We start from the raw sequence: 25,662 nt of genomic DNA, 5'->3' as shown, positions 1-25,662 counted from the left end.
ATGCGCGGCAAACGAGGCACGATGGCGTAGGGTTGTGGTCGAACCGATGAACTCAAGTGATTGAAAGGATATCGCCATGCTGGACTGGAAGAACCGCGCGGGCAGCGCGCCTGAACGTGCCGCTGAACCAAAATCAGCCACCCGCAGCTATATAGGTGGACTGTTGTTCAGCCGGGCGCTGGTCACCTTGATCGGCCTGTACCTGTTGGTGGCTATCGCCCTGGGCTGGTATTGGAGCCAGGAGCCGGCACTGTTCCCGGTTCAGCAGAATGCCCAGGTCGCTGCCGAGAAAGAAGGCAAGCAGATGGTCATCGGCTACACCACGGTTGAAACCCTCAAGACCGTGGCCGATACCTTGCTGAGCAAGCCGGGCGGCTATATTTCCAATGACCGTTTCCCGCCAGGCCTGTGGATGGACAACACGCCAAGCTGGGAATACGGGGTGCTGGTGCAGGTGCGCGACCTGACGCGAGCACTGCGTAAAGATTTTGCCCGCTCGCAATCGCAATCGGCGGAAGACTCGGACCTGGCCAAGGCCGAACCGCGCTTCAACTTCGACAACAAGAGCTGGGTGCTGCCGTCCAGTGAGTCCGAGTATCAGGAAGGCATCAATTCCCTGAGCCGCTACCAGGCTCGCCTGTCCGATCCTTCGCAGAAAAATGCGCTGTTCTACGCCCGTGCCGACAACCTCAACAACTGGTTGGGTGATGTGGGCACACGCCTGGGTTCGTTGTCGCAGCGACTGTCGGCCAGCGTTGGCCGGGTCAAGCTCAACACCGCCTTGAAAACCGAGGTCGTGGCCCCGGGCCAGGTACCACAGGTTGACGAGGAAATCGTCGAAACCCCGTGGATGCAGATCGACAACGTATTCTATGAAGCCCGCGGCCAGGCATGGGCCTTGTCCCACCTGCTGCGCGCCATTGAAGTCGACTTCGCTGACGTGCTGGCGAAGAAAAACGCCACCGTCAGCGTGCGCCAGATCATTCGTGAGCTGGAAGCTTCGCAGGAGCCGGTGTGGAGTCCGATGATCCTTAACGGCAGCGGCTTTGGCGTTCTGGCCAACCACTCGCTGGTCATGGCTAACTACATTTCCCGAGCGAACGCCGCAGTGATCGACTTGCGTCAATTGCTCAACCAGGGCTGAGTCATGGCTGACAGCGACAAAGAGGCCGCCCACCGCGCGGCCTCGGACGCCGAGCAGATTGCCTGGGTCGATGAGCAGGACAACCTGCTCGGCGCGCTGGTCCGTTCCGACCTGCGCGAGCGGGGCCTGATCGGGCGTGGCACCTACATCATGCTGTTCAATTCGGCGGGTGAGCTGTGCGTGCACCGCCGCACCCTGAGCAAGGCGATCTATCCCGGTTACTGGGACGTTGCCGCTGGCGGCATGGTGCTTGCCACCGAAACCTACGCCGAGTCGGCCGCACGGGAACTGGAAGAAGAGCTGGGCGTTGGCGGGGTGGAGTTGACCGCCCACGACCATTTCTACTTCGAGGACACCGGCAATCGCTTGTGGTGTTCGGCGTTCTCGGCAGTGTGGGACGGGCCGTTGATCCTGCAGCCCGAAGAGGTGGTTGAAGCGCGCTTTCTACCCATCGACCAGGTAATGCTGGAAATCCGGCAGAAGCCTTACTGCCCGGACTCGCTGGCGGCTTTGAAGCGCTATCTTCGCGCCTGCGGGAAAGACGTCGCAAAAGAGCTATAAATTGGCGCCGATTGGCTCTTAGCAATCGGCGTTTTTGCCGTTACACTGCGCGACCTTTTCAAACTGAACCGGTATTGCTGTAACTGTAGGAGCGAGCTCGCTCGCGATGTACTCAAGGGCGACGCGTTCATTCAGAATGCCCGCGTTATCGTTTACGTCCATCGCGAGCGAGCTCGCTCCTACAGAAAATGGCGCATACCGTTTCAGTAGCGCTGCCCCTGCCTGAGTGGGGCTTCGCGGTCGATAGCCATGCGCTGCGGCCAGTCTTTGTCCTCCCAAGAGGATTGCCGGTGGCCAAAAAAGCCGCATCCTTCGCCGCCCTAGGTGGCCTGGTATTTTCCACCGACGCAGGTCGTCATTGCCCCGAGTGCAGTAAACCGGTGGACGCCTGCATCTGCAAACAGACCGTGATCCCGGCCGGTGACGGCATTGCTCGCGTACGTCGCGAAAGCAAGGGACGTGGCGGCAAGACGGTGACCACCATCACCGGTGTGCCCCTGGCTGAAGATGCGCTCAAGGACCTGGCGACCACGTTGAAAAAACGTTGCGGGACCGGGGGTGCGTTGAAAGACGGCATCATTGAAATCCAGGGCGATCATGTCGAACTACTCTTGGCGGAATTGATCAAGCTCGGTTTCAAGGCAAAGAAGTCCGGCGGCTAGCAGCCTCTGTGAAAACCACCCTCGACTTGATCCAGTCCTCACAGCAGGTCTGGCGTCGTCCACATGGTTTTCACAGAGCCTGTTCTGACCGGTTTCTAAACTCACTGCGGTCGGCGAGGTCTACCCCCTCGTTGACGAACCGTCATTTTCATTCTTTAGACTGCGCCGGCCTGAACCCAGGCGACGCTCTATGACTTCTTTATAGGGGACTTCAATGTCCGTACGACGCACACGCAAAGACGATGGCAGCCAATGGACAGTTGCGGACAGCCGCAGTGTTTACGGGATCCGCCATTGGGGGGCCGGGTATTTCGCCATCAATGACGCCGGTCGCGTCGAGGTTCGTCCGAACGGCCCCGCCAGTTCGCCTATCGACCTGTTCGAGCAAGTGGACCAGCTGCGCAAGAGCGGCTTGTCCCTGCCATTGCTGGTTCGTTTTCCCGACATCCTGCAAGACCGCGTGCGTCAGCTGACCGGTGCATTCGATTCGAACATCGAACGCCTGGAATACCAGAGCAAGTACACCGCGCTTTACCCGATCAAGGTCAACCAGCAGGAAGCGGTGATCGAAAACATCATCGCCACCCAGGATGTTTCCATTGGCCTTGAAGCCGGTTCCAAACCCGAGCTGCTGGCCGTGCTGGCCCTGGCGCCCAAAGGCGGCACCATCGTCTGCAATGGCTACAAGGACCGCGAGTTCATCCGCCTGGCCTTGATGGGGCAGAAACTCGGGCACAACGTGTTCATCGTGATCGAGAAAGAATCCGAAGTTGAGCTGGTGATCGAAGAAGCCGCCTCGCTGAAGGTCAAGCCTCAGGTCGGCCTGCGCGTGCGCCTGTCGTCCCTGGCGTCGTCCAAGTGGGCGGATACCGGCGGCGAGAAATCCAAATTCGGCCTGTCGGCGGCGCAGCTGCTGTCGGTGGTCGAGCGTTTCCGCGCGGCGGGCCTGGACCAAGGCATCCGCCTGTTGCACTTCCACATGGGTTCGCAGATCGCCAACCTGGCGGACTACCAGCACGGCTTCAAGGAAGCGATCCGCTACTACGGCGAACTGCGCAACCTCGGCCTGCCGGTGGATCATATCGACGTCGGTGGCGGCCTGGGCGTCGACTACGACGGTACCCACTCGCGTAACGCCAGTTCGATCAACTACGACATGGACGACTACGCCGGCGTCGTGGTCGGGATGCTCAAGGAATTCTGCGACGCGCAGAGCCTGCCGCACCCGAACATCTTCTCCGAAAGCGGTCGCTCGCTGACGGCGCACCACGCCATGCTGGTGGTGCAGGTCACCGACGTCGAGAAACACAACGACGACGTGCCGCAGATCGAGAACAAGGAGGCCCTGCCGGAAACCGTGCAGTGGCTGGTAGACCTGCTGGGCCCGACCGACATCGAGATGGTCACCGAAACCTACTGGCGCGCCACTCACTACATGAGCGACGTGGCTACCCAGTACGCCGATGGCAAGCTGACCCTGGCGGAAAAAGCCCTGGCCGAGCAATGCTACTTCGCGGTGTGCCGTCGCCTGCACAACTCGTTGAAGGCGCGTCAGCGTTCGCACCGCCAGGTGCTCGACGAACTCAACGACAAACTGGCCGACAAGTACATCTGCAACTTCTCGGTATTCCAGAGCCTGCCGGACACCTGGGCCATCGGCCAGGTCCTGCCGATCCTGCCGCTGCACCGTCTCGACGAGGAGCCGCTGCGCCGTGCCGTGCTGCAAGACCTGACCTGCGATTCCGACGGCAAGATCAAGCAGTACGTCGACGAGCAGAGCATCGAGACCAGCCTGCCGGTACACGGTCTGAACGAAGGTGAAGACTACCTGCTGGGTATCTTCCTGGTGGGCGCCTACCAGGAAATTCTCGGCGACATGCACAACCTGTTCGGTGACACCGACTCGGTGAACATCTACCAGAACGCGGATGGCAGTGTGTATCACGCCGGTATCGAAACCCACGACACCATCGAAGACATGCTGCGCTACGTGCACTTGTCGCCGGAAGAGCTGATGACCCACTACCGCGACAAATGCGCCAGCGCGCGCATCACTGCCGCCGAACGCACCCAGTTCCTCGACGCCTTGCGTCTGGGCCTGACCCGTTCGTCTTACCTGTCGTCCTGACGGGTTGGCGCCAAGGCTTGATTCGCGTGGGGCCGGTTGGCCTGGCGCGGGCGAGCCTGGCAGTGGAGTGAAACCACGGGGACCGATTACGAGCGCCCGTGGTCCCATCTTCAGGAAGGCCTGGCGCTAGGTTTCAGCGAGCGACAGGTGCTCGATGAGTGGTTGTGGCTGCGCTATCTGTGGCAGAACAACAAACCCTGAGGTGTGGCGTCGATGGCGATCAGGATTCGGCTATTTTGCAAACGGGCCATTGGCGCGCTGGTGCTGGCTGCGATCGCGGCCTGTTCACCGCTCAAGGCGCTTAATGCACTGACCCCTAAAGACAGCTTCGACAAGACCGAGGGCATTGCCTATGGCAGCGACCCGCGGCAAAAACTCGATGTGTACGTCCCGCGCCACCCCATGGAAAACGCCCCGGTGGTGGTGTTTTTCTACGGCGGCAGCTGGAACAGCGGATCGCGCAGCGATTACAGTTTTGTCGGTGAGGCCCTGGCATCCCGGGGAATCGTGGCGGTGCTGGCGGACTATCGCCTGTATCCGCAGGTGCGCTACCCGGCGTTTCTCGAGGATGGCGCCAAGGCCGTAGCCTGGACCCGCTCGCACATCCAGCAGTTTTCCGGCAATCCGCAGCGGCTGTACCTGATGGGGCATAGCTCCGGCGCGTACAACGTCGCGATGCTGGCACTGGACCCGCAATTACTGGGAGCTGCTGGCATGTCGCCCCATGACATCAGCGGCTGGATCGGCCTGGCCGGTCCCTATGACTTTCTGCCCATCGTTAACCCTGACGTGCGCCCGGTGTTCTTCTGGCCGAATTCGCCGGCCCTGTCACAACCGATCAACCATGTCAGTCGAGGCGCGCCACCGGCGTTGCTGATGGCGTCCAGCGATGATGAGCTGGTCGACCCTGGTCGCAACACCGGTGGCCTGGCGCGCAAGTTGCGCGAAGCCGGGGTGCCGGTGCGCGACCTGTATTTCTCCCGCACCGGTCATGCCACCCTGGTGGCAGCGTTGTCCCGGCCAATGCGCGGCCTGGCACCGGTGCTGGATGAGGTCGAAGGCTTCATCAAGGCCACGCCGGCTCAGTGAGCTTTGCCGGCAAACCAGCCGTCGTTTCGTTGCAGATACCAGGCAAACGCCCCAAGTGTCAGGCTGCGCAGAAACATGAAAAGCAGGAAGGTCAGCCATAGACCATGGTTGCCCAACCCTTGCAGCGCCCAGGCGAAGGGCAGCAGCAGGGCCACCGTTAGCAACATGCCATTGCGCATTTCCCGGGCGCGCGTAGCCCCGATGAACAGGCCATCGAGCAGGTAGCTCCACACGGCAATCAATGGCAGCGCGGCCAGGTAGGGCAGGTAGATGAACGCAGTGTCGCGCACACTCTGGATATCGGTCTGCATCTCGATGAACAGATGCCCGCCAAACAGGAACAGCACGGCAAAACCCAGGCTCGCCAGCAGCGACCAGCCGCAGGCCACCACCAGGGAGCGGCGCAACGCCTGCCGGTCACGGGCGCCAATGGCATGGCCGCACAACGCTTCCACAGCGTGGGCCAGGCCATCCAGTGCATGAGCCGTCAGCAACAGGCCGTTGAGCAGCAGCGCATTGGCGGCGACAGTAGCGTCGCCCAGCCGCGCACCTTGCACGGTGATCAGGAAAAAAATCGACTGCAGCGCCAGGCTGCGAATGAAGATGTCGCGATTGACCGCCAGCAAGGGGCGCCAGCTCTGCCAGATGGCCAGCGCCGCCCAGGCGATGTGCCCGGGGTAGGCGCGCAGGGCCTTGCGGGTCATCAGCAGGCCGATGATTGCTCCGGTCCATTCAGCGATGACCGAGGCCCGGGCGGCCCCTGTCACCCCCCATTCCAGGCCCAGAACGAACCACAGGTTCAAGGCAATGTTGACCAGGTTGGTGCTCAGCAGTATCGCCAGGGGTGCCCGAGCGTTCTGCGTGCCGAGGAACCAGCCAACCAGTGCATAACTGGCCAGGGCTGCCGGCAGCCCGAATAGTCGGGTGTGAAAGAATTCGCGGGTCAGTTGGTCCAGCTCCGCCGAAGGCTGCATGAAGTGCAGCGCGACTCCGCTCAGGGGTACGCCTGCTGCGCCCAGGACAATCGCCAGCCCCAGGGCCAGCAACAAGCCCTGCAACAGGATCTGCCGCAACGCCGCGCCATCGCCTCGGCCGGCCGCCTGCGCGGCGAAACCGGTGGTGCCCATGCGCAGGAAGCCCATGCCCCACGCCAGGAAGGTGTAAAGGCTGGCGCCCACGGCCACGGCGCCGAGTTGATGGGCATGGGGCAGGTGGCCGATGACGGTGCTGTCGACCAGCGCCACCAGCGGTACCGAGATATTGGACAGAATCATGGGCGCGGCAAGCGCCCAGACCCGGCGATGGGTCAGGCGGTCGCGCCAGTCGTTGCTCAGGTTGGACATGCAGGCTCCTTGGGGGAGCCATTGTGTGTCAGTGGATGATCCAGCTCAACAGCCACAACCCGAGCAGCAGCCAGATGATCCCCATGATGATCGACGCATTCATGAACGCCCGAATGGCCGACCACAAGAGCATCAGGCCCAGGACCAGCGCGATGATGCTGATGATCGAAGTGTCCATCCCCAGCGCCCGGGACAGCCCCTCGACGAAGTTGGCGCCGGCATGGCTCAACAGATTGAACAGGCCGCTGAGGCCGTCGACGATAAAACGGATGACTGAGCCGAGTGCCTGCCCGAGCCATTCGAAAAAGCTTTCTACCTGCATGTGTAGTTCGTCCTGAGAGAATGATGAGCCCCGTAGGAGCTGCCGCAGGCTGCGATCGTTTGATCTTGATCTTTGGCGCTAATGACTATGCCAAAAGATCGCAGCCTGCGGCAGCTCCTGCACAGGGCATCGACTGTGGATTATGGGGCAAAGTTCGACACTCCATCGATACGCTTGCAGTCCTGGGCCAACCCCTTGAAGCTATACGTCTTCAGGAGAGCCCGATGAACCTTGTTGAACTGACCGAACGCCTGCACGCCATCCGCGATCGCAATGACTGGCGACAATTTCACAGCCCCAAAAACCTGGCCATGGCTGCCAGCGTGGAAATGTCCGAGCTGGTGGAGATCTTCCAGTGGCTGACCGAAGACCAGTCGCGCCAGCTGCCGGCCGAGAAACTCGCCCATGCCGGTCAGGAAGTTGGCGACATTGTGCTTTATCTGCTGCTGTTGTGCAGCGAGTTGGGGTTGGACATGAATGAAGTGGTACGCAGCAAGCTGGCGGACAGCGAACGGCGGTTCAGCTGATGAGTGACCGTCATTTCGATCAGCTGGCGACGCGCTTCGCCGAAAAAATCTACGGTGGGGCCAAGGGCGCCATTCGTCTGGCCGTTCTCCAGGCCGACCTGGCCGAAACCCTGCCGGACCGGCCGTTGCGCGTTCTGGATATCGGCGCGGGCCTGGGCCACATGTCGTTATGGCTGGCCCAGCGCGGGCATGACGTCACGCTCGCCGAACCTGCCGAACCGATGCTTGAAGGTGCTCGCCAGCGCTTCGCCGAGGCCGGGCAACACGCGACTTTTATCCAGGCACCCTGGCAGGATCTGCTCGGCCAGCTTACCGAACCCTACGACCTGGTGCTGTGTCACGCAGTGCTGGAATGGTTGGCCGAGCCCCACGCGATATTGCCGGTCTTGCATCAACTGACCCGGCAGGACGGCTGGTTGTCCCTGGCGTTCTACAACCGCGATGCGCTGATCTACCGCAACCTGCTCAAAGGCCACTTTCGCAAGATGCGCAAAAACGACATGGCGGGGGAAAAACAGAGCCTGACGCCACAACAGCCCCTGGACCCGCGTGAACTTGCGGCGCAACTTGAGGGCCTGTGGCGGGTCGAAACCCAAAGCGGGGTACGGGTTTTCCACGACTACATGCCGGTGGAATTCCAGGCCCGCGCGGAACTGGTGGACCTGCTTGAAATGGAACTCGCGCACCGCCGTCACCCAAGCTTTGCCGGGCTTGGGCGCTACTTGCACTGGATCTGTCGGCCGATCTGATCGGAGCATGAAATGAAAAGTCGTTCGGGTTTACTGATCATCTGCCTGGGGTTGGCGGCCTGCCAGGGCAGCAACCCTTATGTCGCGACCTCCAGGCCGTTGCCGCCCGCGCCACCTCAAGCCGCCACTACCTTCGACCGCAGCGCCTATCCGGCACCTGCGCGCGACTACGGCCGGTATCGCAGTTGGGCCTGGTTGAACGGTCAATTGCCGCCGGGGACTGCCTGGGCGGATTCGGCGCAGGTGGCCGAAGCCGTCAGCAACGCCCTCGACCAGCGCGGCTTGCGACCCTTGCACGACAATCGCCCGGCCGACCTGTTCGTCAGCGCTAACCTGCGCCTGGAAACCCGCTTGCGTCAGGTGCGGGATGACTACTATGGCGGTGCCGGTTATTACGGCGGCGGTGGCGGTTATAACCGCTGCTGCGGCAGCGGCTATGGCATGTACAACACAGTGCCGATCGTGCGCACCTATCAGGAGCAGGTCGTGGTCGTGCGGGTCGACCTGTTCGATGCGCAAAGCGGCCAGCCGGTGTGGAGCGCCAGTGCCGAAACCAGCAACCAGGGCAAGCAGAGCGCCAGGGCCGATGCGATCAGGGAGGCTGTGGAAAAAGCCATGTCGGCGTATCCTCCCGGTTAGCTAAAGTAGATAAGACGCATTACGCAGGTTCATGCCTCACTCGGAGAATCATCATGTTCCGCCGTCTCGCTTTACTGGTCGTGATCGCGCTGCTCGGCGCCTGTGCCTCGGACCAGGTCAACCATGACTTTGATGCCAGTCGTGACTTCGCCGCTTACCGTAGCTGGAGCTGGAAAGAGCCGGCCCTGCAATACCGCCCCGATGACCCGCGAATCAAGAGCGATCTGACCGAGCAGCGCATCCGCCAGGCGGTAACCGAACAGCTCGACCAGCGCGGCCTGCGCCCGGCTGCCGCTGGCATCAAGGGTGACCTGAGCGTCCAGACCTACCTGATTGTCGAGCAGCGCCAGCAGCAGGTCACCACCAACTACGGCGGTGGTTGGGGCGGCCCATGGAATGGTTACTGGGGCGGGCCGATGTACAACGAAACCCGCAACATCACCTACAAGGTCGCGACGGTCCAGATCGACCTGCTCGATGGCAAGGACGGCAAGCTGGTTTGGCGCGGCAGCGACGAACAAATGCTCGCCCGCTCGCCGAACCCGGCTGATCGCAGCACCGCGATACGCGAGACGGTGGCGCGGATATTGGCAAATTACCCGCCTAGATAAAAACTTGATGCAGCACCGCAATCAACCGTAGGCGCTGTCGAGTGCAACGAAGCTGCGATCTTTTGATCTTGCTTTTGAACATTACACAGCCAAAAGATCGCAGCCTCGTTGCACTCGACAGTTCCTGCACACCGCTCATGTGCAGCTCTGAAAACCCTTGTCTACACTCTCCCATACCCATGGAGGTAACCCCTCGGCAGTACGCCGGCAAAGGAGTGCACAATGTCTCCCCGCTTGCAGTTTCACGGTCCCGCCCGGCAACGTGGCGCGATCGGTCTGGTAGCCGCGCTTACCCTCGGCCTGGCAATGATGTTCATGTTGCTGGTGCTCGACAGTGGCAGGCTCTACCTGGAGCAGCGCAAGCTGCAGCGAGTCGCCGATGTGGCGGCCCTTGAAGCCGTGACGCGCGACGGCGATTGCCTGGCCAATCTCACCGCGGCCAGGTACGCCACTGAAAGCGCCACCCGCAACGGCCTGACCGTCGCCGACGGCATTACCCTGACCACCACCTGCGGAGTCTTGCAGACCGGCGCCGACAAGCTGCGCAGCTTTACGCCGGATGCCAGTAAAAAAGCAGCCATCCGCGTGATCGCCACCCGAGTGGTCCCCACCAGCATCGCCGCCGGTGTCGGTGCACTGTTCAGTCCCGGCCCGGTCAGCCTCAACACCCGGCTCACCGCGACAGCAGTCGGTGCCCCGGCCGTGCTGCCGCCCCTGGCCATGTTGACGATCGGCAGCACAGCGCTGGTGGTCGACTCCAGCAAGTCGGCGGCCTTGAACCTGTTGTTGGGGAAAATGCTCGGCGGCAGCCTTAATCTGAGCGCGGTGGGCTGGCAAGGCCTGGTCGATACCAACATCAATCTGCTGAGCTACCTGAATCAACTGGCCCTGGACGTCAACGTCAGTGCCGGCAACTACACCGAATTGCTCAACAAGAAAATCAAGCTGACCCAGTTGCTGGACACCGCGATCACCGTGCTCCAGGCTGGCGGCACAACGACTAACGTGGCAGTCAGTGGCCTGACCGATCTCAAGGTGGTAGCCGGCAGCACCGAGCTTGCATTAGGGCAACTGCTGCAGTTGCAGACCGGCACGCCTTCGTCGGCGCTCAATACCCATCTGCAAGTGTTCCAGCTGGTGGAAGCCTTTGTGCAGCTGGCCAACAGCCAGAACGGCATCGTGGTCGACCTTCCACTGAATATTCCTGCATTGGTCAATGGCTCGGTACGGGTCAAGGTGATCGAGCCGCCGCAGCTGTCGGCGGTGGGTAATCCGGCACTGGCCAAAGCCAACCCGATGGGGCCCGACCGTATTTTCGTGCGCACGGCACAGGTGCGCACGGTGCTGTCGCTTAATCTACCGCCGTTGTTGACGGGAGTGGTCGGTCTGCCCGCTGCCATCTTGAATACGTCATTGATCTCAGGCGTGACCGACGCCCTGAACAACGTGTTGCACCTCAACCTCGGCGGAGCGCTCCAGTCAGTCTTCTGTGTTCTGGGCGGCACCTGCCAGCGTACGAACTTGCTCATCCTGCCCACCTCCAGAATTGATATCGCCCTGGAAGTCGGCAGTGCCAACAGCCATGTGACCGACTACACATGCGCCAGTGATGCCACCAAAACGCTGACGACCCAGACCAATACGGCCCTGGTGAAACTGAAGGTCGGCAAAATCGACACGACCAACGCATTCTCGTCTTCGGCAGATGTAACGGTGCAACCGTTGCCCTTGATCGACGTTGGCGCCATCACTTGCAAGATTCCCTTGCTGGGCTTGGGGCCAGAAACCTGCGATCTGTCGACACGCAAGCCGTTTTACGGCGGCGGCCTTGGGGTCAAGGTCGATTCGCCCGTCGCCAGCACCCAGAGCACGCACATTTACAACCAGCCTCCAGAGATCAAACAACCTCCGTTGTTTTACAGCCTGGGTACGCAGGGCATTGTCGACAGCTTGAAAACCACCCTGGCGGGTGTTCAGGTGCAGGCCTACAAACCTGTGGCTCCAAATGTACTGGGTGATTTACTGACCACTGTGAAGGGGGCGCTGGACGCAGTTAACAACACGCTGGGCGTGGTCATTGATGGCCTGCTCAGCAAAGTCCTCGACCCCATCCTCGACAACCTGCTCGCCGCCCTCGGCATCACCCTGAACAAAGTCGACGTCGGCGCCAACCTCAGTTGCAAGCCCCCGGGTCGCGCCGGGCTGGTGATTTAAGACTGGGGCAATATCGGCAACTCGATGCAGAAGCGTGCGCCGTGTGCCGAATTGCTCACACTGAGCCGTCCGCCCATGTTCTCGACAATGCCGTAACTCACAGACAACCCAAGGCCAGTGCCCACACCCACCGGCTTGGTGGTGAAAAAGGGTTCGAAGATCCGCTCCATCAGCCGCGGATCGATACCGCCACCATTGTCCTCGACCCACAGGCGTACGTGTTGCGCATCGCGCTCGGCGTCCAGCGCGATCCACGGCTGGAACGGGTGATCATCCTCGCGCTTGGCCAGCAGGGCATCCCGGGCATTGACCATCAGGTTGATCAGCACCTGTTCCAGCTGATCGACATGACCGCGCACCTGCACCTGGAAGCCGGCCTCGCCTATTCGCAGCTCCAGCCCTTTGCCGCGCATGCCTTCGGCCAGCAACGCGAGGGTTCCTTCAATGGCATGTAACGGATTGAATGGTTGCTGCTCGATCTCGGAACGGCGACCGAACACGCGCATGTGGTCCACCACCCGCGCTGCGCGCTGGACCTGAGCGTCGATGCGCTTGAGCTTTTCGGTCAGGTAATCGACCTGCACATCGCCATTGCCCAGGCGCTTGAGCACATTGACGACGGCCATGCGCATCACATTCAGCGGCTGATTGATTTCATGGGCCAGGCCCGTGGCCATCTCGCCCAATGTGGCCATTTTTGCGCTCTGGGTGAGTTGCTGCTGGGCGCGCCGCACCTCGGTGTTGTCGCGGCCCACGGCCTGGATTTCAAGAAGGCGCCCCTGATCATCGAACACCCCGCGATCCGACCAGACCCACCATGCATGCTCGCGTCCCGGCAGTTGCAGATTGATTTCCGCGGTACTCACCGCAAACTCGGGGGTCAGTTGGCCCAGGCGCGATACAAACGCCTCGCGCTGTTCCGGCGACATCCAGCTGCCGAGGTTCACACCGGGTAACGCTTGCGGCTCGCATTCCAGATAGGCCGCCAGGGGACGATTGCCGAAGGTCAGCGTGAGGTCGGGCAGGTAACGGCAGATCATCGCCGGGGAGTCTTCCACCAGGAGGCGATAGCGTTCCTCGCTTTGTCGAACCTGCTCGGCAGCCTGGGTGACTTCAGTGACATCCAGCCACAGGCCCACGGCCTCCACCGGCAGGCCGAGATCGTCGCGCAGCAGGCGGGCTTCATCGAGCAGCCAGTGGTAATCGCCAAGACTGTCGCGCATCCGGTAACGCGCCTGCACCGAACCCTGGCGCAGCAACTGTCGGGTGCGTTCAAAGTACTGGTCGCGGTCATCCGGGTGCACTCGCTCGACCAGCATCGCGGGGCTGCAGTCGGCGAGGGAGAAGCCCAGTAACGGCAGCAGGCTGTCACTGAAAAACGTCGGCAGCAGCGCGCCCTCGACGTAGCGCTGAACATAGATCACCGGCGGTGAACTGGCGATCAGGTTGTCCAGCCGCGCATGCGCCGTTGCCGTGTGCTGCTGCTGGTTTTTGATGTCGCTGATGTCGAGCATGAAACCGATGATTCGCCGCTGTGTCCCCGCGCCGATAGCCTGGCCTTGCAGGCGATACCAGGTCGGCGATTGCGCGGCATCGGCCTGCAGCACGCGGATGCACAGCAGCAGGGGTGCACTGTTGTCCTGCAGGTCGAGCAGGCGGGCATTGAGTTCTTCGCGATCGGCGGGGTGTACCCGTTCGAGCCAGTCGCGCACCGGTAAAAACCTCCGGTCCAGGCCCAGGTCGCTGGCAAGCGATGGGGCCAGTTGCAGCTCGTGGCGATCACCGAAAAGCTCCCACCAGCCGGTGCCCAGCAAGGTTTGCAGGGCTTCCAGGCGCTCCAGGTGCAGATGGTGGCGCTGCTCGCGCAAACGCTCCAGCAGGGGCGCTGCCAGCGCGGCCATCAGCTGTAACCAGTCGCGATGGCTCAAGTCGGGCGCGCGCTGTTGCACGGGGTAAAAACCGCACAACAACCAGGCCGCGATACCCTGGGCGTCCTGGTAAGGCACGGCGAAGCCTTCGGCATGGCCGAAAATATCCTGCAGGCGCGGATGCTCGCCGCTGATCAACGGCTGCGGGGCGCCGCTGTTCAAGGTGTCGAGGCCAGTGCCCAGGCGTTGCCCCAGGTGCCATAACTGTGGCGCGTCGAAGGCCTTGGCATGCTGATGCACTTGCCAGCCCTGTGCCTGCTCGTCGAGCAGCGCGACGGCAATGCAAGGGATGTGCAAACGTTGGGCGAGAAGTTGCAGCTGGTCGGTCAGCACCTGGGGCAAGCGCGGCAGACTGCACAGGCGCAGTTGCTCGCTGATCTGGGTTGTGAGCAGCTGACACTGCTCGCGGCTGCGTGCCTGACGGCGTTCGAGCAACAGGTCACCGATGTCCAGCAGCTGCAATAACCAGCCTTCGGCTTGAGGCTGCACCCAGCCGCGCAGGTGCACGGGCTGATCGCCCAGGCCTTGAAAGTCCAGGTCCAGGCTGTGCCCAAGCCAATCCCCAGGCGAACCTTCGATGGACAGGCAACTGTGGGGCATCAGGTAGTCGCGCAGTGGTACCGGCTGGGCGCTCACGGCCTGACGGGCGAGTGCGTGCCTGAGCGGTCCCGCCAGGTGCATCACTCGAGCCGCGGCATCCAGCTGGATGTGTAAACCGACTCCGGGCGCGCTCATGGCGTGTCCGGTGATGAGGGCTTTCGCCGGTTGCCGTTGCAGCAGACGCCCGAGCAACGTATCGCCGGAACTCAAAACTGCAGGCTCGATTGTGCGCTGAGCGTGGTCGGCAGGCTGGGTACCGGGCCGATCCCGGGCAGCACCAGCGAAGGCAGCACGCTGTTCAATTTGCTGCTGGGATAGTCGATGCGCACCGTCAGCACTCCGCCGGCGTACTCCGCCTTCGCGTCGCTGGCGACACTGAAATTCAAGGCCGGCGGAATCCACGACAGGCGTTGAGTCAGGACGCTGGTCGCCAGTGTCTCGACGGTCTGCTTGTAGTTGGCGGTGGTCGGGTCCACGGCCACGCTGCGCCGTACCGCTTCGGCGGTCGACTCGTTGAACGATTGCATCAGCAATAACGGCAGGCTGTAACTGAGCAGGCCATACAGCACCGCGAAAAAGATCACGAACACCAGCGCGAACTCAATCGCCACGGCACCTTTTTGTTTACGGGGAAGGGCGGTTTTCATGTGTGCGTCTACCCTGACAATCACGACGTAATATCAGCATAGAATCATTCAGCCAAAACGGACGGCTTTTACCTCATGCAGAGTTTTTTCCTGATCATCTGGCTGATGGTGTGCGCCGCGCAGGACGCTCGAGAGCGACACATTGCCAATGTCCTGACCCTCGGCGCTGGCGCGTTGGCACTGGTCTGGTTGCTGTGGACCGGCAGCACCTGGCTGGGCGCCGAGGCCATTCAGGGCGGCCTGGCGTTCCTGCTGGCGCTGGCCTTCACGCTGCCGGGCTACTGGATGGGTCGTATGGGCGCCGGTGATGTGAAATTAGTGACAGCTTTGGCGCTTGCGACGGACGGTAAGCACGTTCTCGGCACGATCATCGGCGCAGGAGTGGTCAGCGTTTTGTGGTTGTTGATTTCGCCAAAACTCTGGCTATATATGAGTCAATCACTTAGGGAACAATTGCGCTATATGGGCCCGCAAATGTCAAAAAAACAACCATTTGCGCCGTTCGTACTGGCGGGCGCCGTGCTGACCATGGCCTGGCTCCGCTAGTCGCATGTCGTGTGTACAGAGTCGAAAATTACGTCTACTTTCAAGTCAGTCGTAGTTGTACAGCCCGTGGCTGTCAGTACAGGAATAGCCAGATTTTGGCGTTGGCATGGAGTAGCACGTGAACAAGCTCACCTCGGCAGTAAAAGTCCTTGTGGTTGATGATCAGCCGTTGATCGTGGAAGAACTTGGCGAGTTTCTCGAGAGCAGTGGTTATCAGTGCGTACCCTGTGGCTCCAGTCAGGAAGCGATCGAGCGTTTTTCCGATGACGCCGATGTCGGCCTGGTGCTGTGTGACCTGCACATGCCCGGCATGGATGGCATTCAGCTGGTTCAGGAGTTGCAACGCCTGTCCGGCAAGCATCGGGTGTTCGAGGCCATCATGTTGACGGGGCGCGCGGACAAGCAGGACGTGATCAAGGCGTTACGCGCAGGCTTTGCCGACTACTATCAGAAACCCATCGACCTGGATGAATTGCTGGACGGTTTGCAACGCCAGGAAGTGGCGTTGCAGGAGCGGCAAAAGAGTCTGCAGCTGGGGCATTTGAATCAGAAGCTGCAGTACCTTTCCGAGTCCATCGATGATCTGTATCAGGACCTGGACAAGGTACGACGCAATCCGTCAGCCCGTGGCGGGGCAGAGGCCTCGGACGATGCTTTCATTGATCCGGACCGGCTGCAGATACCGTCGATTTTCAATCAGCTGTCCCCTCGGCAACTGGACGTGGCACGGCTGGTGGGCAAGGGGCAGACCAACTATCAGATTGCCTGTGAGTTGGGGATTACCGAAAACACCGTGAAGCTGTATGTGTCGCAGGTTTTGCGTCTGACCCACATGCACAATCGCACGCAATTGGCACTGGCGTTGTCCCCCAATAACTCAGGTTTGCGCCAAAGAGTCACAGCCCACTGAGTGGCAAAAATCCACCGTAGGAGCTGCCGAAGGCTGCGATCTTTTGATCTTTAAAAAGACAAAAGATCGTCCGAACGCGGCCCGAGCCTTCGGCAGCTCCTACGGGGATGTGCATACAGGATGTGCATAAGGTATCCGAAGGCCTCTCAATTCCCCTCCAGCGACCCGCCCGTATCCTGCTCATAAAACTCCGGTATCGGGTACTCAAAACTTTTCAGGAACCGCGTCATGGCCCGTTCCCGCTCGGCCGCCGTGGCCGTTTGCGGGATGTTGGACGCCGCCTGGTTTCGGCTCTGCAAAACCAGCCAGCCTTCGGTTTCCTGCTGTTGTGGTGAAGAGGGGCCGGCGTCGAGGGCCAGGGCTGGCAGGCTCAGCAGGGGCAGGCAGCACAGGATGGTCAGTTTCATGGTGTTCTCCTCTACTTCAGCGCGTCAGTGACAACCGCCACCTGGCCGCTGGTGGACGGCCGTGGCGGGGCGGGTGCCTTGAGTGATTCGGCGCGGGCCTTGGCGTCGCCGAATTGTTCCGGGCTCAAGCCGGCACGGCTGACGAGTTCACCAGCCTGTTGCCAGTTGTCCTGATAGATTAACAATGCCACCAGGTTCACCGCCGCCAGTTGATCGCTCTGCTTGAGCTCGATGGCGGTCAGGAACTCGAAGCGTGCGTCGTCCAGGCGCAGCTGGTTCATGTAGACCACGCCCAGGTCATTGCGGATTCTTTCGTCAGTCGGTGCCAGCCGTGCGGCCCGTTGCAGATGCGCCTGGGCCTGGCCGTTGTCACCCCGACCTGCGGCGAGTTGGCCGAGACCGTGTTCGGCTTCGGCGGCGCGGCAGCTGCCCAGCAGGCTGCGGTACAAGGGTTCGGCATCGCTGCGTCCAAGCAGGCGATAAACCCGGGCCTTGCGCAGGCGTACATCCGCCAGGTTGTCCGGCAGGCTCTGCAGGTTGGCGAGGCTGGCGTGCAGCTTGCCGTCCTTGGCCATGTCATCGGCCAGGTTCAGCGCCAGCTCCTGATCGGCGCTGGGTTTGGCGCAACTGGCGGAGGTCGTCAGGTTGGACCAGGGCGCTTGGCCGTTGGTGGCACATCCGCTCAGCATCAGCAGACTCATCACGGCTATCAGTGCTTTCATAAGTAACCTCTTCAAGAGCCCAAATCAGGACGAGAACGCTCGGCCAATCGCGGTAAACCCCGGCCCGGCCAACACGATCAACAGCGCTGGAAACAGAAACAGCATCATCACCACCGACATCTTCGCCGACATCTTGGAGATGTATTCCTGCAGGTTGGTCAGGCGCCGGTCGTCGAGCAGCTGCTTGAGCGCCAGCAGCGACTTCATCGCACCGCCGCCCTGCTGGATCAGTTGCTGCAGGATCACGCAGGTGTCGGTAAACTCGTCGATAGCCAGCACGTTGGCCGCCTTGTTCAGCTCCTGTCCCAGCTCCAGGCCGGAGTCGACCCGGGCCAGAATAAGACTCAGCTCCTGGGTGGTCTGCGGCAGCAGCCGCTGGGCTTCGACGCTCAAAACGCGCAGGGCCTGCTCAACGGCCATCCCCGACTCGAACAGAATGCGCAGCAAGGGAATGAGCGTGGAGATTTCCACCGCGATCTGTTTTTGCCGGCGCTTGGCCGCGTAGGCCAGCAGGCGCTTGGGCAGCAGGTAGCCAATGGCCAAGGCAAAGAATGGCGCGATCCAGTGGTTGCTGGCCTGTGGATAGAACAGCGTTTGCAGCCCGATCACCAGGCCCATCACCACGAACGGCGTGCCTATTTGCAGCGCGGCAAACATCGAGCGCTGGCGGGCGCGGCGCCATCCCACGCGGTTGAGCAGCACCTGGGTTTCGTTGTCGAGACTGACGCTGCGTTGTCCCACCTTGCTGTCGCCCACGGCGCGCAGCCAGGTGCCCAGGCGGTTGTCCCGCACCATCTGCCCCTGCAGGCGCTGGCTGACCTGGCGTTCGCGGCGGTGGCGCTCGAACAGGCTGGCGAACATCAACATCACAGCGCCCAGCAGCAGCAACGAGCTGACAAGCATTGCTATGGCCATTTCACACGCTCCGCAACATGCGCCACAGCGCCAGGCAACCGGTGACTTGCAGGCACACGGCGATGATCAGCATCTGCCGTCCACCTTCGTCGTTCCACATCCCCAGCATGTAGCCGGGATTGCTCATCATGAAATAGCTCACCAGGATCAGCGGCAACGAACCCAGGACCCAGGCGGTCATGCGGGTTTCACCCGTAAGTGCACGCAACTGGCGAGCCCCCTGGTCGCGCTCGCGAATCAGTTTGATCAGGTTCTCCAGCAGCTCGCTGGCGTTGCCGCCATAACGGTGATTGACCTTCAGGCCCAGGGCGAACATGCGCAGTTCGTCCTGCTCATACAGTTCGGCAAAGTCATTCACGGCGTCGGGCAGGTTTACGCCCAACTGCACGTTGCGTTGAACCCTGCCCATGGCGGTTTTCAACGGATCCTCGCTGGCGTCGATCGAGCCCATCACTGCGTCCGCCAGGGTACGACCGGACTTCAGACTGCGTACCGTGTGGTCCAGCATCTGGGGTAACTGCTCGACGATCCGGTGGATCCGCCGGCGATAGCGCCAGGACACATACACCCGCAGCGCCAACGGTGGCACCACCAGCAACAGCAGGAAACCGGCCCAGCTCGCGACGGCAGAACCCATCAGCATCGACACCACCCACAGCGCCAGCCAGATACCCAGGCGGTCGGTGGGGCGCCCCAGGCCTGCGCGCAGGAATGCCCGCTCCAGGCCCGTCCAGCGAGTTTTTTCCGGTAGCCGTTCCGGCTGCCCCTGGCCGAGGCGTTCCAAGACCCTTTCGCTGCCGGATTTGCGCACGCCCTGGTAGAACAGGCGCACGGAAAAGGTCAGCAGCAACAGGCACACCAGGCACAGCAACAGAGGACCGATCATGTGCGCCTCGCGGTCACTGAAGGTCGCCGAACGACTCGCGGCGCAGCTTGTCGCCGGCGGGGTTGACCGCCTCGCGCAGAAAGCCGAAACCGGTGCGTCGATCGAGCCGGAACAGGGTATTGGTGACATACACGTCGTCGCGGATACCCACCACTTCCACGACTTCGCTGACGCAGCGGCGTCCGTCGGGCATGCGCGTCAACTGGATCACCACATCCAGCGCGGCGCAGATCATCTGCCGCAAGGTACGCTCGGCGATGCTGCGGCCGGTCAGGCCCACCAGGGTCTCCAGGCGCAGCAACGCATCCTGCGCGTTGTTGGCGTGCACGGTGCTCATCGAGCCGTCGTGACCGGTGTTCATGGCGGTGAGTACGTCGACCACTTCGACGCCACGGATCTCGCCGAGGATGATCCGGTCGGGACGCATCCGCAGGGCGTTGCGGATCAGGTCGCTGGCCTTCACTTCGCCGTGGCCTTCGGCATTCGGCGGGCGGGTTTCCAGGCGCACCACGTGGGGGTGGCCCAGTTGCAGTTCGGCGACGTCTTCGATAGTCACCAGGCGTTCGTGAGGGTTGATCAACTGGCTGAGGATATTCAGCAAGGTGGTCTTGCCCGTGCCGGTGCCGCCGCTGATCAGGATATTACAGCGCTTGCCGACAGCCTCCTGGATGAAATCAAAGATCGCCTGGTCGATGGTTTGCATCGCCATCAAGTCCGAACTCTTGAGCATGTCCTTGCGAAATTTACGGATCGACAGGCACGGGCCATCGAGGGCGATTGGCGGGATGATCGCGTTGACGCGGCTGCCATCGGGCAGGCGCGCATCGACCATTGGCGAGGACTCGTCGAGCCTTCGCCCGAGGGGCGCGAGGATGCGCTGCATCACGCGTTCGACGTGGTGAGCATCGATGAAGCGCAAGTCGCTCTGATGCAGCACGCCATCGCGTTCGATAAATACCCGGTGCGGGCCGTTGACCAGGATCTCGGTCACCGCCGGGTCGCGTAGCAGCACTTCGAGGGGACCGAAGCCGGTGAGTTCGTCGACAATCTCTTCGGCCAGGCGCTCCATTTCATAGCGGGAGATTGCCAGGTGGAGGCGGGCGATGTACTCGGCGATCTTGTCGATGACAAACTGCGCCAGCACCTGCCGGGTACCCTCCAGCAGGTTTTTCCCGGACTCTTCGATGGCGTCGATGATGTAGCGGTGCAACACCAGTTTGAGGCCCTCATGGTCGGTGTTGCCGACGGCGCCACGGGTTGGCGCGCCAAACAGCTTTTCACTGTTCATTGCGCACCCCTCAGGCGGTCGAACCATCCCGCCTTGCGCTTGATGATGCCTTCGGAGCGTTTCGCCAGGCGTTCGCCGAGGGTGCGCAGGCCCTGGGTCAGGGTTTCTCGCGGTGCCAGTTCGAACAGCGACACGCCCTGGTTCTTGGCGTTGAGTCGCACCTGCGGGCTGTTGGCGAGCGTCGCGATGACCTCCATGCCGAAGCTTTTACCCAGGGTCTCGGCGTCTGGGCTAACGTCGCGCAGGTAGCGGTCCACCAGCAGCCGGGAGTGGTCAAGCTTCATGCCTTTTTCGCGCCAGAAATTGAGGATCGCCAGGTTGCGCCGGCAATCGAGCACGTTCTGGTCGGTGTACCACAGCAACTTGTCGCAGTGGCTGACAAAGGTTCGCAGCGCCTCGCTGTCCTGCTGCCCGGTGAGGTTCACCACAATGTGCTGGAAGTGATGACGCAGCGCGCTGAGCAGCATGTACAGCTCGGCCGCACTGGTGTGTTCCAGCGGTTCATCGGTACTGGCATAGGCGAGGATCCGCAAGCCGCCCTCGCAGCGACTGAACGCGCTGTCGATCAACGTGGCGTCCAGGCGTCGCAAGTGCCGCAGGGCATCGCCGAAGTGAAACGAGCTCTCCAGGCCCAGCAAGGCCAGGCTGTCACCCCGTGGTAATCCGAGGTCCAGCAACAGGGTTTGTTGCCCGCTCTTCTGCACCACTTGCGCGAGATGGGTGGACAGCAAGGCGCCATCGGCATTGCTCTGCACGCTGTACAGCACCGTCAGGCCGCCCAGGTGATTACTGGGCGTGACAGGCGGCAGGCGCTTGCTCAGGCGCCGCACCAGGCCTGCGACCTCACTGGAGCGCGAGCCGTACGCGACGAAATCCCGGGCCCCTGCGCGCATGGCGTTAAGCACCAATTGATTGTCCATGCCATCGCCCAGCGCGACGATTGCCAGCATCGGCTTGGCTTCAAGGGCCCCTTCGATCAGCGCGCTCTGGGCCACCACGTGGTCGCGGTCCAGGCCGATGAACACCAGGCTGGCGAACGTCACATCCACCAGTGCCAGCAGTTCGTCAAGGCTGCCGCCACCGACGCTGACCACCTGGCCCAAGGGTGCCAGGGCGCCCTGCAGCCACTCCAGGTCAGTGTCGTTGCGCGTAATCGCGAGAAAGGTCTGGCTCAGGCTCTGGCTCATTGCGATAACCCGCTGCGTTTATCGAAGTTGCCGTTTTCAAGGAAGTACATGCGGTAGAAATTCGGGTCGTAGTTGCGCAACTTTTCCCCGGGCAGCGAGGGCAGTTGCGCGTTCGCCGCCAGTGGCTGCACCAGGTGCGGGGTGACAATCATCAGCAGCTCGCGCTCTTCGCGATTGATGTTCTGGTCGCGGAAAAACGCACCCAGGATCGGGATGTCGCCAAGCCCCGGAAACTTGTTCACCTGGGAGCTGTTGCGGGTGCTGATCAGGCCGCTGATGACAAAACTTTCGCCATCGGCCAAAGAAATGCTGGTGTCGGTGCGGCGTACCGTCAGCGCCGGGACCACGGTGCCAGCAATGTTGACGCCGTTGCTGTAGTCCAGTTCGCTGACTTCCGGCGCAACTTTCAGGGCGATGCGATTGCTGCCGATGATGGTCGGGGTCAGCGTCAGGCGGATGCCGAATTCCTTGTACTCGATCGAGACGTTGTCACTGCCGGAACTGGGCACCGGGATGGGGATTTCGCCGCCGGCCAGGAAACTCGCGCTTTGCCCGCTCAGCGCCACCAGGCTGGGACGTGCCAGGGTGTAGGCGAAACCGCTGCCTTCCAGGGCGTTAATCATCACCATGGTCTTGCCGCCAATCCAGGAAATATTGAACTGATCGTTATTCACCGGCAGTCGCGGCTGCACCACGCCGTCGATGGTCGGCAGGGTGCGGGGCGCGCCGAACAGGAAGTTGCCACGGGTACCGAAAACCGAGGTCGAGGCTTCCTTCAATTTGGATCGGCTGACTTCGACGAAGCGGATGTCGGTCTGCACCTGGGAGGGCAGCAGCGGTTCCTCGGAAGGCAGGGCGACGCCGGTCAGCGCGGCGGTGGCCTTGCCCTGGACGAACACCATGGTCTGGCGCGGAGTGGTCGAGCAGGCCGTCCAGACCATCAGGCTGGTCGCGCCGGGTGCCATCCCGGTGAGCAGGAAGCCGCTGGCGCCGGTGGTGCGCACGTCGGCGATCTTCGGGTCGCCGACGGCCAGGCGAGTGATCGCAACCGCAGATTGCAGCTCCTGCTGCAGGCCTTCGCCGACTTCCAGCACGCTGGGCAACGGGCTCAAGGCCGTGCAATTGCTGGAGGCGGCAAGGCTGGTGTCAGCTGCGGTCAACACCAGGCAAGCGAACAGCGGGCAAAGTATCGGCATGGAACGACTGGGCATAGAACTGCATCCTTGCTCGATCAGGGAGTTTGTTGGGTGATCTGGTTACCACGAATGACTTCCACCCCAGGCCGTGCGACGGCCGTGCGCACAGGGCTGCTGACGGGTGTTTTCGGCGCGCCGCCCAGGGCCAGTTGGGTGAATTGGATCAGGCCTCTGTTGGCAGCATCAAGATTGCCGGGCGTGTCGCTTTCGCCAGCCCAGTAACGGGCCAGGCGCTGCTCCTCGGCGCTGCGCACCGCCAGGCGTAAAGTGCCTGCCTGGGTCGCCAGCATCAGGCGGCTGAGCAATGGTTCCGGCACGGCCAGCAGTACGGTGCGAGCGGCGATGCGGCGCTGATCCTGCTTGATCTTTTCTTCAGCGTTCAGGGGCGGGGTGGCAGGCTTGCCGTCGTTGGTCAGGCCGAGCTGGTCGCCGACCCCGAGCACACGCATGGCCGGGATGACGATCTGTGCCGACTGTTGCGGGTTGCTCTCGTCCTGGCGCAAGTACAGCAGCACGTCGACATAGTCCCCCGGCGCCAATTGCCCTGCGGCACCAATCACTTCATCGACGGCGACCGCGAGTGCGCGCTCGTCACTGCGAATTATGCGTGCCACGGCACCACCGCTTTCAAAGCTGTCCTCACTCAGCCAGGTGCCGGCGTTGAGTGTGCGCCACGGCGTACGCCCGAGCGCCTGGTCGATGTTGCCCAGGCTGCCGGCCGGCGCGCTGCGCAGTTTTTCCACGGCGAGGTCGGCGGCGGTCAATGGCGTGAATGGGGCCACATCGCGTACCACTACGACCACCGACTGGCGGGTCTGGTCTTCGGCAGTGGCGACGGTTTTTTCGATGGCGGCAACGGCGGTGGGAGTCTCGACCGGTTGGGCAACAGGCGCGCGACTGAGCATCAAACCCCAGTAGCCGGCGACCACTGCGCCCACTAGCAACATCCCTGCAAGACCCATGGTGACGCGACTGTTCATGACGGGCTCTCCTTTTCCTGCTGCAAGACTTGGCCCATATCCAGACGGGGTAATTCGTGCTTAAGCAGCTATGAACATTCAACGATTTCGCTATTTGACGGTAGCGCAGGTAAAGCGAAATGCCATTAACCACAATGAAAATAGCTGCCAAAAGTTGAAGAAGTGGCCGAAATAGCAGGTTTTTTTTGGGTGCATAAGAAAGTGCTAATACTTAGTAATTAAACCGTTCTTACAGTTGCTGGGGGCCGGTTTGTTGACAATGCTTTGGTGGCACGGAGCAATCATGTCTCGGTCCGTGATACCGGTGCCCAGGGGCCCAAGGAGTTGTCAGATGTTTCTTAAACTGTATGTGAAAATTCGCGTGTTTTTTGAAAGTACTGAAGGCGCTTCGGCGATCGAGTATGCGATTGTGGCGGCGATGGTAGCGGTTGTTGTTGTGGTGTTTATTACCCCCATTGGAGATCGGGTCAGCGAAATTTTCACCGAACTTAACAAAGGAATTGGAGGCAAGGCTGTCGTGCCAAGCAGTTAAGATAATCAGCCGTATTTCTGATCGTCGGCTAATGTGGTTAAACCTAGGATTGCCGTAGCGGAAACGCCACATGACATTATCTTCACCCCCACGCCAGCAGTTGCTCTTGGTCGACGACGAAGAAGACGCGCTGCTGGAGCTTGCCGAACTGCTGGAGGGCGAGGGCTTTTGTTGCTTCACGGCAACGTCGGTCAAACTCGCCCTGCATCACCTTACCCGCCATCCTGATATCGCCTTGGTGATCACCGATCTGCGAATGCCGGAGGAGAGCGGCATGTCGCTGATCAAGCGGTTGCGCGAGCACACTTCACGTCAGCATCTCCCCGTGATCGTCACGTCTGGGCATGCGGACATGGAGGACGTCAGCGACATGCTGCGCCTGCAAGTGCTCGACCTGTTTCGCAAGCCGATCTATCACGTGCGATTGCTGGAAACGCTGAACAACCTGTTCCCGCAGCCCCTGGCCCAAGTGACCTCCGGCTGAACAAACCCGGTCCTACCGATTCATGCCGCCAGCACCCGATCCCGTAGGAGCTGCCGCAGGCTGCGATCTTTTGATCTTGATTCCTGCCGATCGCCAAGATCAAAAGATCAAAAGATCAAAAGATTCAAAGATCAAAAGATCGCAGCCTTCGGCAGCTCCTACCGGGGGATCGTTTGGCTTCTACGTCGGCGTGTCGATTTGATCCAGTACGCGGTTCGCTGTGATCTCCGCCAGCATGATCGTGTTCGAAATACCCAGCAGCGCATTGCGCGACTCGCCGTCCAGGTGATCCACCAGGTGATGGACCATCACATCAACCGAGGCCAGGGTCTCCACCAGATACGTCATCAGGGTTTCAGTCGAGGCGCCAGGGTCCACGCTGAACAGGCTACAGGGCGTGCGTGGGGCGGATTTGATGTCGGCGATGGAGGGGGAGTCGAGGGTG

Annotated in this window: 27 protein-coding genes and 1 pseudogene; 15 read left to right on the top strand and 13 right to left on the bottom strand. The window is 61.5% G+C overall.

What is annotated here, in order from left to right; translation table 11 throughout:
* The first annotated feature begins 76 nt into the window (after positions 1 to 76).
* From UB23_RS16275 to UB23_RS16255, 6 genes and pseudogenes are all read left to right on the top strand, one after another.
* Positions 77 to 1,144 carry a DUF2333 family protein gene (locus UB23_RS16275; protein ID WP_045060327.1) on the top strand — a complete coding sequence of 356 codons (1,068 nt, stop codon included), beginning with the start codon at positions 77 to 79 and terminating at the stop codon, positions 1,142 to 1,144.
* Positions 1,145 to 1,147: 3 nt separating this feature from the next.
* Entirely contained in the window at positions 1,148 to 1,705 is a 558-nt protein-coding gene (locus UB23_RS16270) for an NUDIX hydrolase (protein ID WP_045060326.1), read from the top strand.
* A 290-nt stretch (positions 1,706 to 1,995) separates the two neighbouring features.
* Positions 1,996 to 2,367, top strand: coding sequence for a translation initiation factor Sui1 (locus UB23_RS16265; protein WP_045060325.1), 372 nt, complete (start codon positions 1,996 to 1,998; stop codon positions 2,365 to 2,367).
* 214 nt (positions 2,368 to 2,581) lie between these two features.
* A complete protein-coding gene (speA, locus tag UB23_RS16260) occupies positions 2,582 to 4,495 on the top strand; it encodes an arginine decarboxylase (RefSeq protein ID WP_045060324.1) in 1,914 nt (637 codons plus the stop codon).
* Between the two features lie 54 nt (positions 4,496 to 4,549).
* Positions 4,550 to 4,696 (top strand): annotated as a pseudogene (locus tag UB23_RS30780) (DUF4123 domain-containing protein); the annotation flags it as partial.
* 12 nt (positions 4,697 to 4,708) lie between these two features.
* Positions 4,709 to 5,584: an alpha/beta hydrolase gene (locus UB23_RS16255; protein WP_045060323.1), complete on the top strand. Its 876-nt coding sequence runs from the start codon at positions 4,709 to 4,711 to the stop codon at positions 5,582 to 5,584.
* Here UB23_RS16255 and UB23_RS16250 read toward each other — a convergent pair.
* Together UB23_RS16250 and UB23_RS16245 are read right to left on the bottom strand one after the other, a co-directional pair.
* The gene (locus tag UB23_RS16250; RefSeq protein WP_045060322.1) at positions 5,578 to 6,927 is read right to left on the bottom strand and encodes an MATE family efflux transporter; all 1,350 of its coding nucleotides are present in this window, start codon (positions 6,925 to 6,927) and stop codon (positions 5,578 to 5,580) included. The two genes, UB23_RS16255 and UB23_RS16250, sit on opposite strands and share 7 nt — an antisense overlap.
* 28 nt (positions 6,928 to 6,955) lie before the next feature.
* Positions 6,956 to 7,249: a hypothetical protein gene (locus UB23_RS16245; RefSeq protein ID WP_045060321.1), complete on the bottom strand. Its 294-nt coding sequence runs from the start codon at positions 7,247 to 7,249 to the stop codon at positions 6,956 to 6,958.
* A gap of 224 nt (positions 7,250 to 7,473) precedes the next feature.
* Here UB23_RS16245 and UB23_RS16240 point away from each other — a divergent pair, with 224 nt between their 5' ends.
* The 5 genes from UB23_RS16240 (at position 7,474) to UB23_RS16220 (ending at position 11,989) form a co-directional block, all read left to right on the top strand.
* Positions 7,474 to 7,776, top strand: coding sequence for a MazG-like family protein (locus UB23_RS16240; protein ID WP_045060320.1), 303 nt, complete (start codon positions 7,474 to 7,476; stop codon positions 7,774 to 7,776).
* Positions 7,776 to 8,525, top strand: coding sequence for a methyltransferase (locus UB23_RS16235; RefSeq protein ID WP_045060319.1), 750 nt, complete (start codon positions 7,776 to 7,778; stop codon positions 8,523 to 8,525). Before UB23_RS16240 ends, UB23_RS16235 begins: the two co-directional genes overlap by 1 nt.
* A 12-nt stretch (positions 8,526 to 8,537) precedes the next feature.
* A complete protein-coding gene (locus UB23_RS16230; RefSeq protein ID WP_045060318.1) occupies positions 8,538 to 9,164 on the top strand; it encodes a DUF4136 domain-containing protein in 627 nt (208 codons plus the stop codon).
* 53 nt (positions 9,165 to 9,217) lie between these two features.
* Positions 9,218 to 9,775, top strand: coding sequence for a DUF4136 domain-containing protein (locus UB23_RS16225; protein ID WP_045060317.1), 558 nt, complete (start codon positions 9,218 to 9,220; stop codon positions 9,773 to 9,775).
* 222 nt (positions 9,776 to 9,997) lie between these two features.
* Positions 9,998 to 11,989: a pilus assembly protein TadG-related protein gene (locus UB23_RS16220; protein WP_045060316.1), complete on the top strand. Its 1,992-nt coding sequence runs from the start codon at positions 9,998 to 10,000 to the stop codon at positions 11,987 to 11,989.
* Here the strand turns inward: UB23_RS16220 and UB23_RS16215 are convergent.
* Together UB23_RS16215 and UB23_RS16210 are read right to left on the bottom strand one after the other, a co-directional pair.
* On the bottom strand, positions 11,986 to 14,727 hold the full coding sequence (locus UB23_RS16215; protein ID WP_045060315.1) for an ATP-binding protein: 2,742 nt from the start codon (positions 14,725 to 14,727) through the stop codon (positions 11,986 to 11,988). The genes UB23_RS16220 and UB23_RS16215 overlap by 4 nt on opposite strands.
* The gene (locus UB23_RS16210) at positions 14,724 to 15,164 is read right to left on the bottom strand and encodes a TadE/TadG family type IV pilus assembly protein (RefSeq protein ID WP_045060314.1); all 441 of its coding nucleotides are present in this window, start codon (positions 15,162 to 15,164) and stop codon (positions 14,724 to 14,726) included. Before UB23_RS16210 ends, UB23_RS16215 begins: the two co-directional genes overlap by 4 nt.
* A 75-nt stretch (positions 15,165 to 15,239) precedes the next feature.
* Here UB23_RS16210 and UB23_RS16205 point away from each other — a divergent pair, with 75 nt between their 5' ends.
* Together UB23_RS16205 and UB23_RS16200 are read left to right on the top strand one after the other, a co-directional pair.
* Positions 15,240 to 15,710, top strand: a complete 471-nt coding sequence (locus UB23_RS16205) for an A24 family peptidase (protein ID WP_045060313.1) — start codon at positions 15,240 to 15,242, stop codon at positions 15,708 to 15,710.
* Positions 15,711 to 15,828: 118 nt separating this feature from the next.
* On the top strand, positions 15,829 to 16,620 hold the full coding sequence (locus UB23_RS16200; protein WP_045060312.1) for a response regulator transcription factor: 792 nt from the start codon (positions 15,829 to 15,831) through the stop codon (positions 16,618 to 16,620).
* Between the two features lie 146 nt (positions 16,621 to 16,766).
* Here UB23_RS16200 and UB23_RS16195 read toward each other — a convergent pair whose 3' ends face one another.
* The 8 genes from UB23_RS16195 to cpaB are packed head-to-tail and all read right to left on the bottom strand — an operon-like array spanning position 16,767 to position 24,201.
* Entirely contained in the window at positions 16,767 to 17,027 is a 261-nt protein-coding gene (locus tag UB23_RS16195; protein ID WP_045060311.1) for a DUF3613 domain-containing protein, read from the bottom strand.
* Between the two features lie 11 nt (positions 17,028 to 17,038).
* Entirely contained in the window at positions 17,039 to 17,749 is a 711-nt protein-coding gene (locus UB23_RS16190) for a tetratricopeptide repeat protein (RefSeq protein ID WP_045060310.1), read from the bottom strand.
* Positions 17,750 to 17,773: 24 nt separating this feature from the next.
* Positions 17,774 to 18,664 carry a type II secretion system F family protein gene (locus UB23_RS16185; protein ID WP_045060309.1) on the bottom strand — a complete coding sequence of 297 codons (891 nt, stop codon included), beginning with the start codon at positions 18,662 to 18,664 and terminating at the stop codon, positions 17,774 to 17,776.
* 1 nt (position 18,665) lies between these two features.
* The gene (locus UB23_RS16180) at positions 18,666 to 19,550 is read right to left on the bottom strand and encodes a type II secretion system F family protein (RefSeq protein WP_045060308.1); all 885 of its coding nucleotides are present in this window, start codon (positions 19,548 to 19,550) and stop codon (positions 18,666 to 18,668) included.
* Between the two features lie 13 nt (positions 19,551 to 19,563).
* Positions 19,564 to 20,838: a CpaF family protein gene (locus UB23_RS16175; protein WP_045060307.1), complete on the bottom strand. Its 1,275-nt coding sequence runs from the start codon at positions 20,836 to 20,838 to the stop codon at positions 19,564 to 19,566.
* Positions 20,835 to 22,025, bottom strand: coding sequence for an AAA family ATPase (locus UB23_RS16170; protein ID WP_045060306.1), 1,191 nt, complete (start codon positions 22,023 to 22,025; stop codon positions 20,835 to 20,837). The genes UB23_RS16175 and UB23_RS16170 overlap by 4 nt, the downstream gene beginning before the upstream one ends.
* Positions 22,022 to 23,221: a type II and III secretion system protein family protein gene (locus UB23_RS16165; protein ID WP_236695864.1), complete on the bottom strand. Its 1,200-nt coding sequence runs from the start codon at positions 23,219 to 23,221 to the stop codon at positions 22,022 to 22,024. The genes UB23_RS16170 and UB23_RS16165 overlap by 4 nt, the downstream gene beginning before the upstream one ends.
* A gap of 35 nt (positions 23,222 to 23,256) precedes the next feature.
* Positions 23,257 to 24,201, bottom strand: a complete 945-nt coding sequence (gene cpaB, locus UB23_RS16160) for a Flp pilus assembly protein CpaB (protein WP_045060304.1) — start codon at positions 24,199 to 24,201, stop codon at positions 23,257 to 23,259.
* A 331-nt stretch (positions 24,202 to 24,532) separates the two neighbouring features.
* Here cpaB and UB23_RS16155 point away from each other — a divergent pair, with 331 nt between their 5' ends.
* Together UB23_RS16155 and UB23_RS16150 are read left to right on the top strand one after the other, a co-directional pair.
* Positions 24,533 to 24,733: a Flp family type IVb pilin gene (locus UB23_RS16155; protein ID WP_045060303.1), complete on the top strand. Its 201-nt coding sequence runs from the start codon at positions 24,533 to 24,535 to the stop codon at positions 24,731 to 24,733.
* Positions 24,734 to 24,803: 70 nt separating this feature from the next.
* Entirely contained in the window at positions 24,804 to 25,217 is a 414-nt protein-coding gene (locus UB23_RS16150) for a response regulator (RefSeq protein WP_045060302.1), read from the top strand.
* Between the two features lie 180 nt (positions 25,218 to 25,397).
* On the opposite strand, the gene UB23_RS16145 is transcribed toward UB23_RS16150, so the two are convergent.
* A partial coding sequence (locus tag UB23_RS16145; protein WP_045060301.1) for a DUF6124 family protein occupies positions 25,398 to 25,662 on the bottom strand: 265 nt, incomplete at its 5' end.

Origin of the sequence: Pseudomonas sp. ES3-33, assembly GCF_000952175.1 — a bacterium.
GTDB lineage: Bacteria > Pseudomonadota > Gammaproteobacteria > Pseudomonadales > Pseudomonadaceae > Aquipseudomonas > Aquipseudomonas gregormendelii.
Note: the sequence above shows the minus strand (reverse complement) of the source record. Positions and strands in the feature narration are given on the sequence as shown.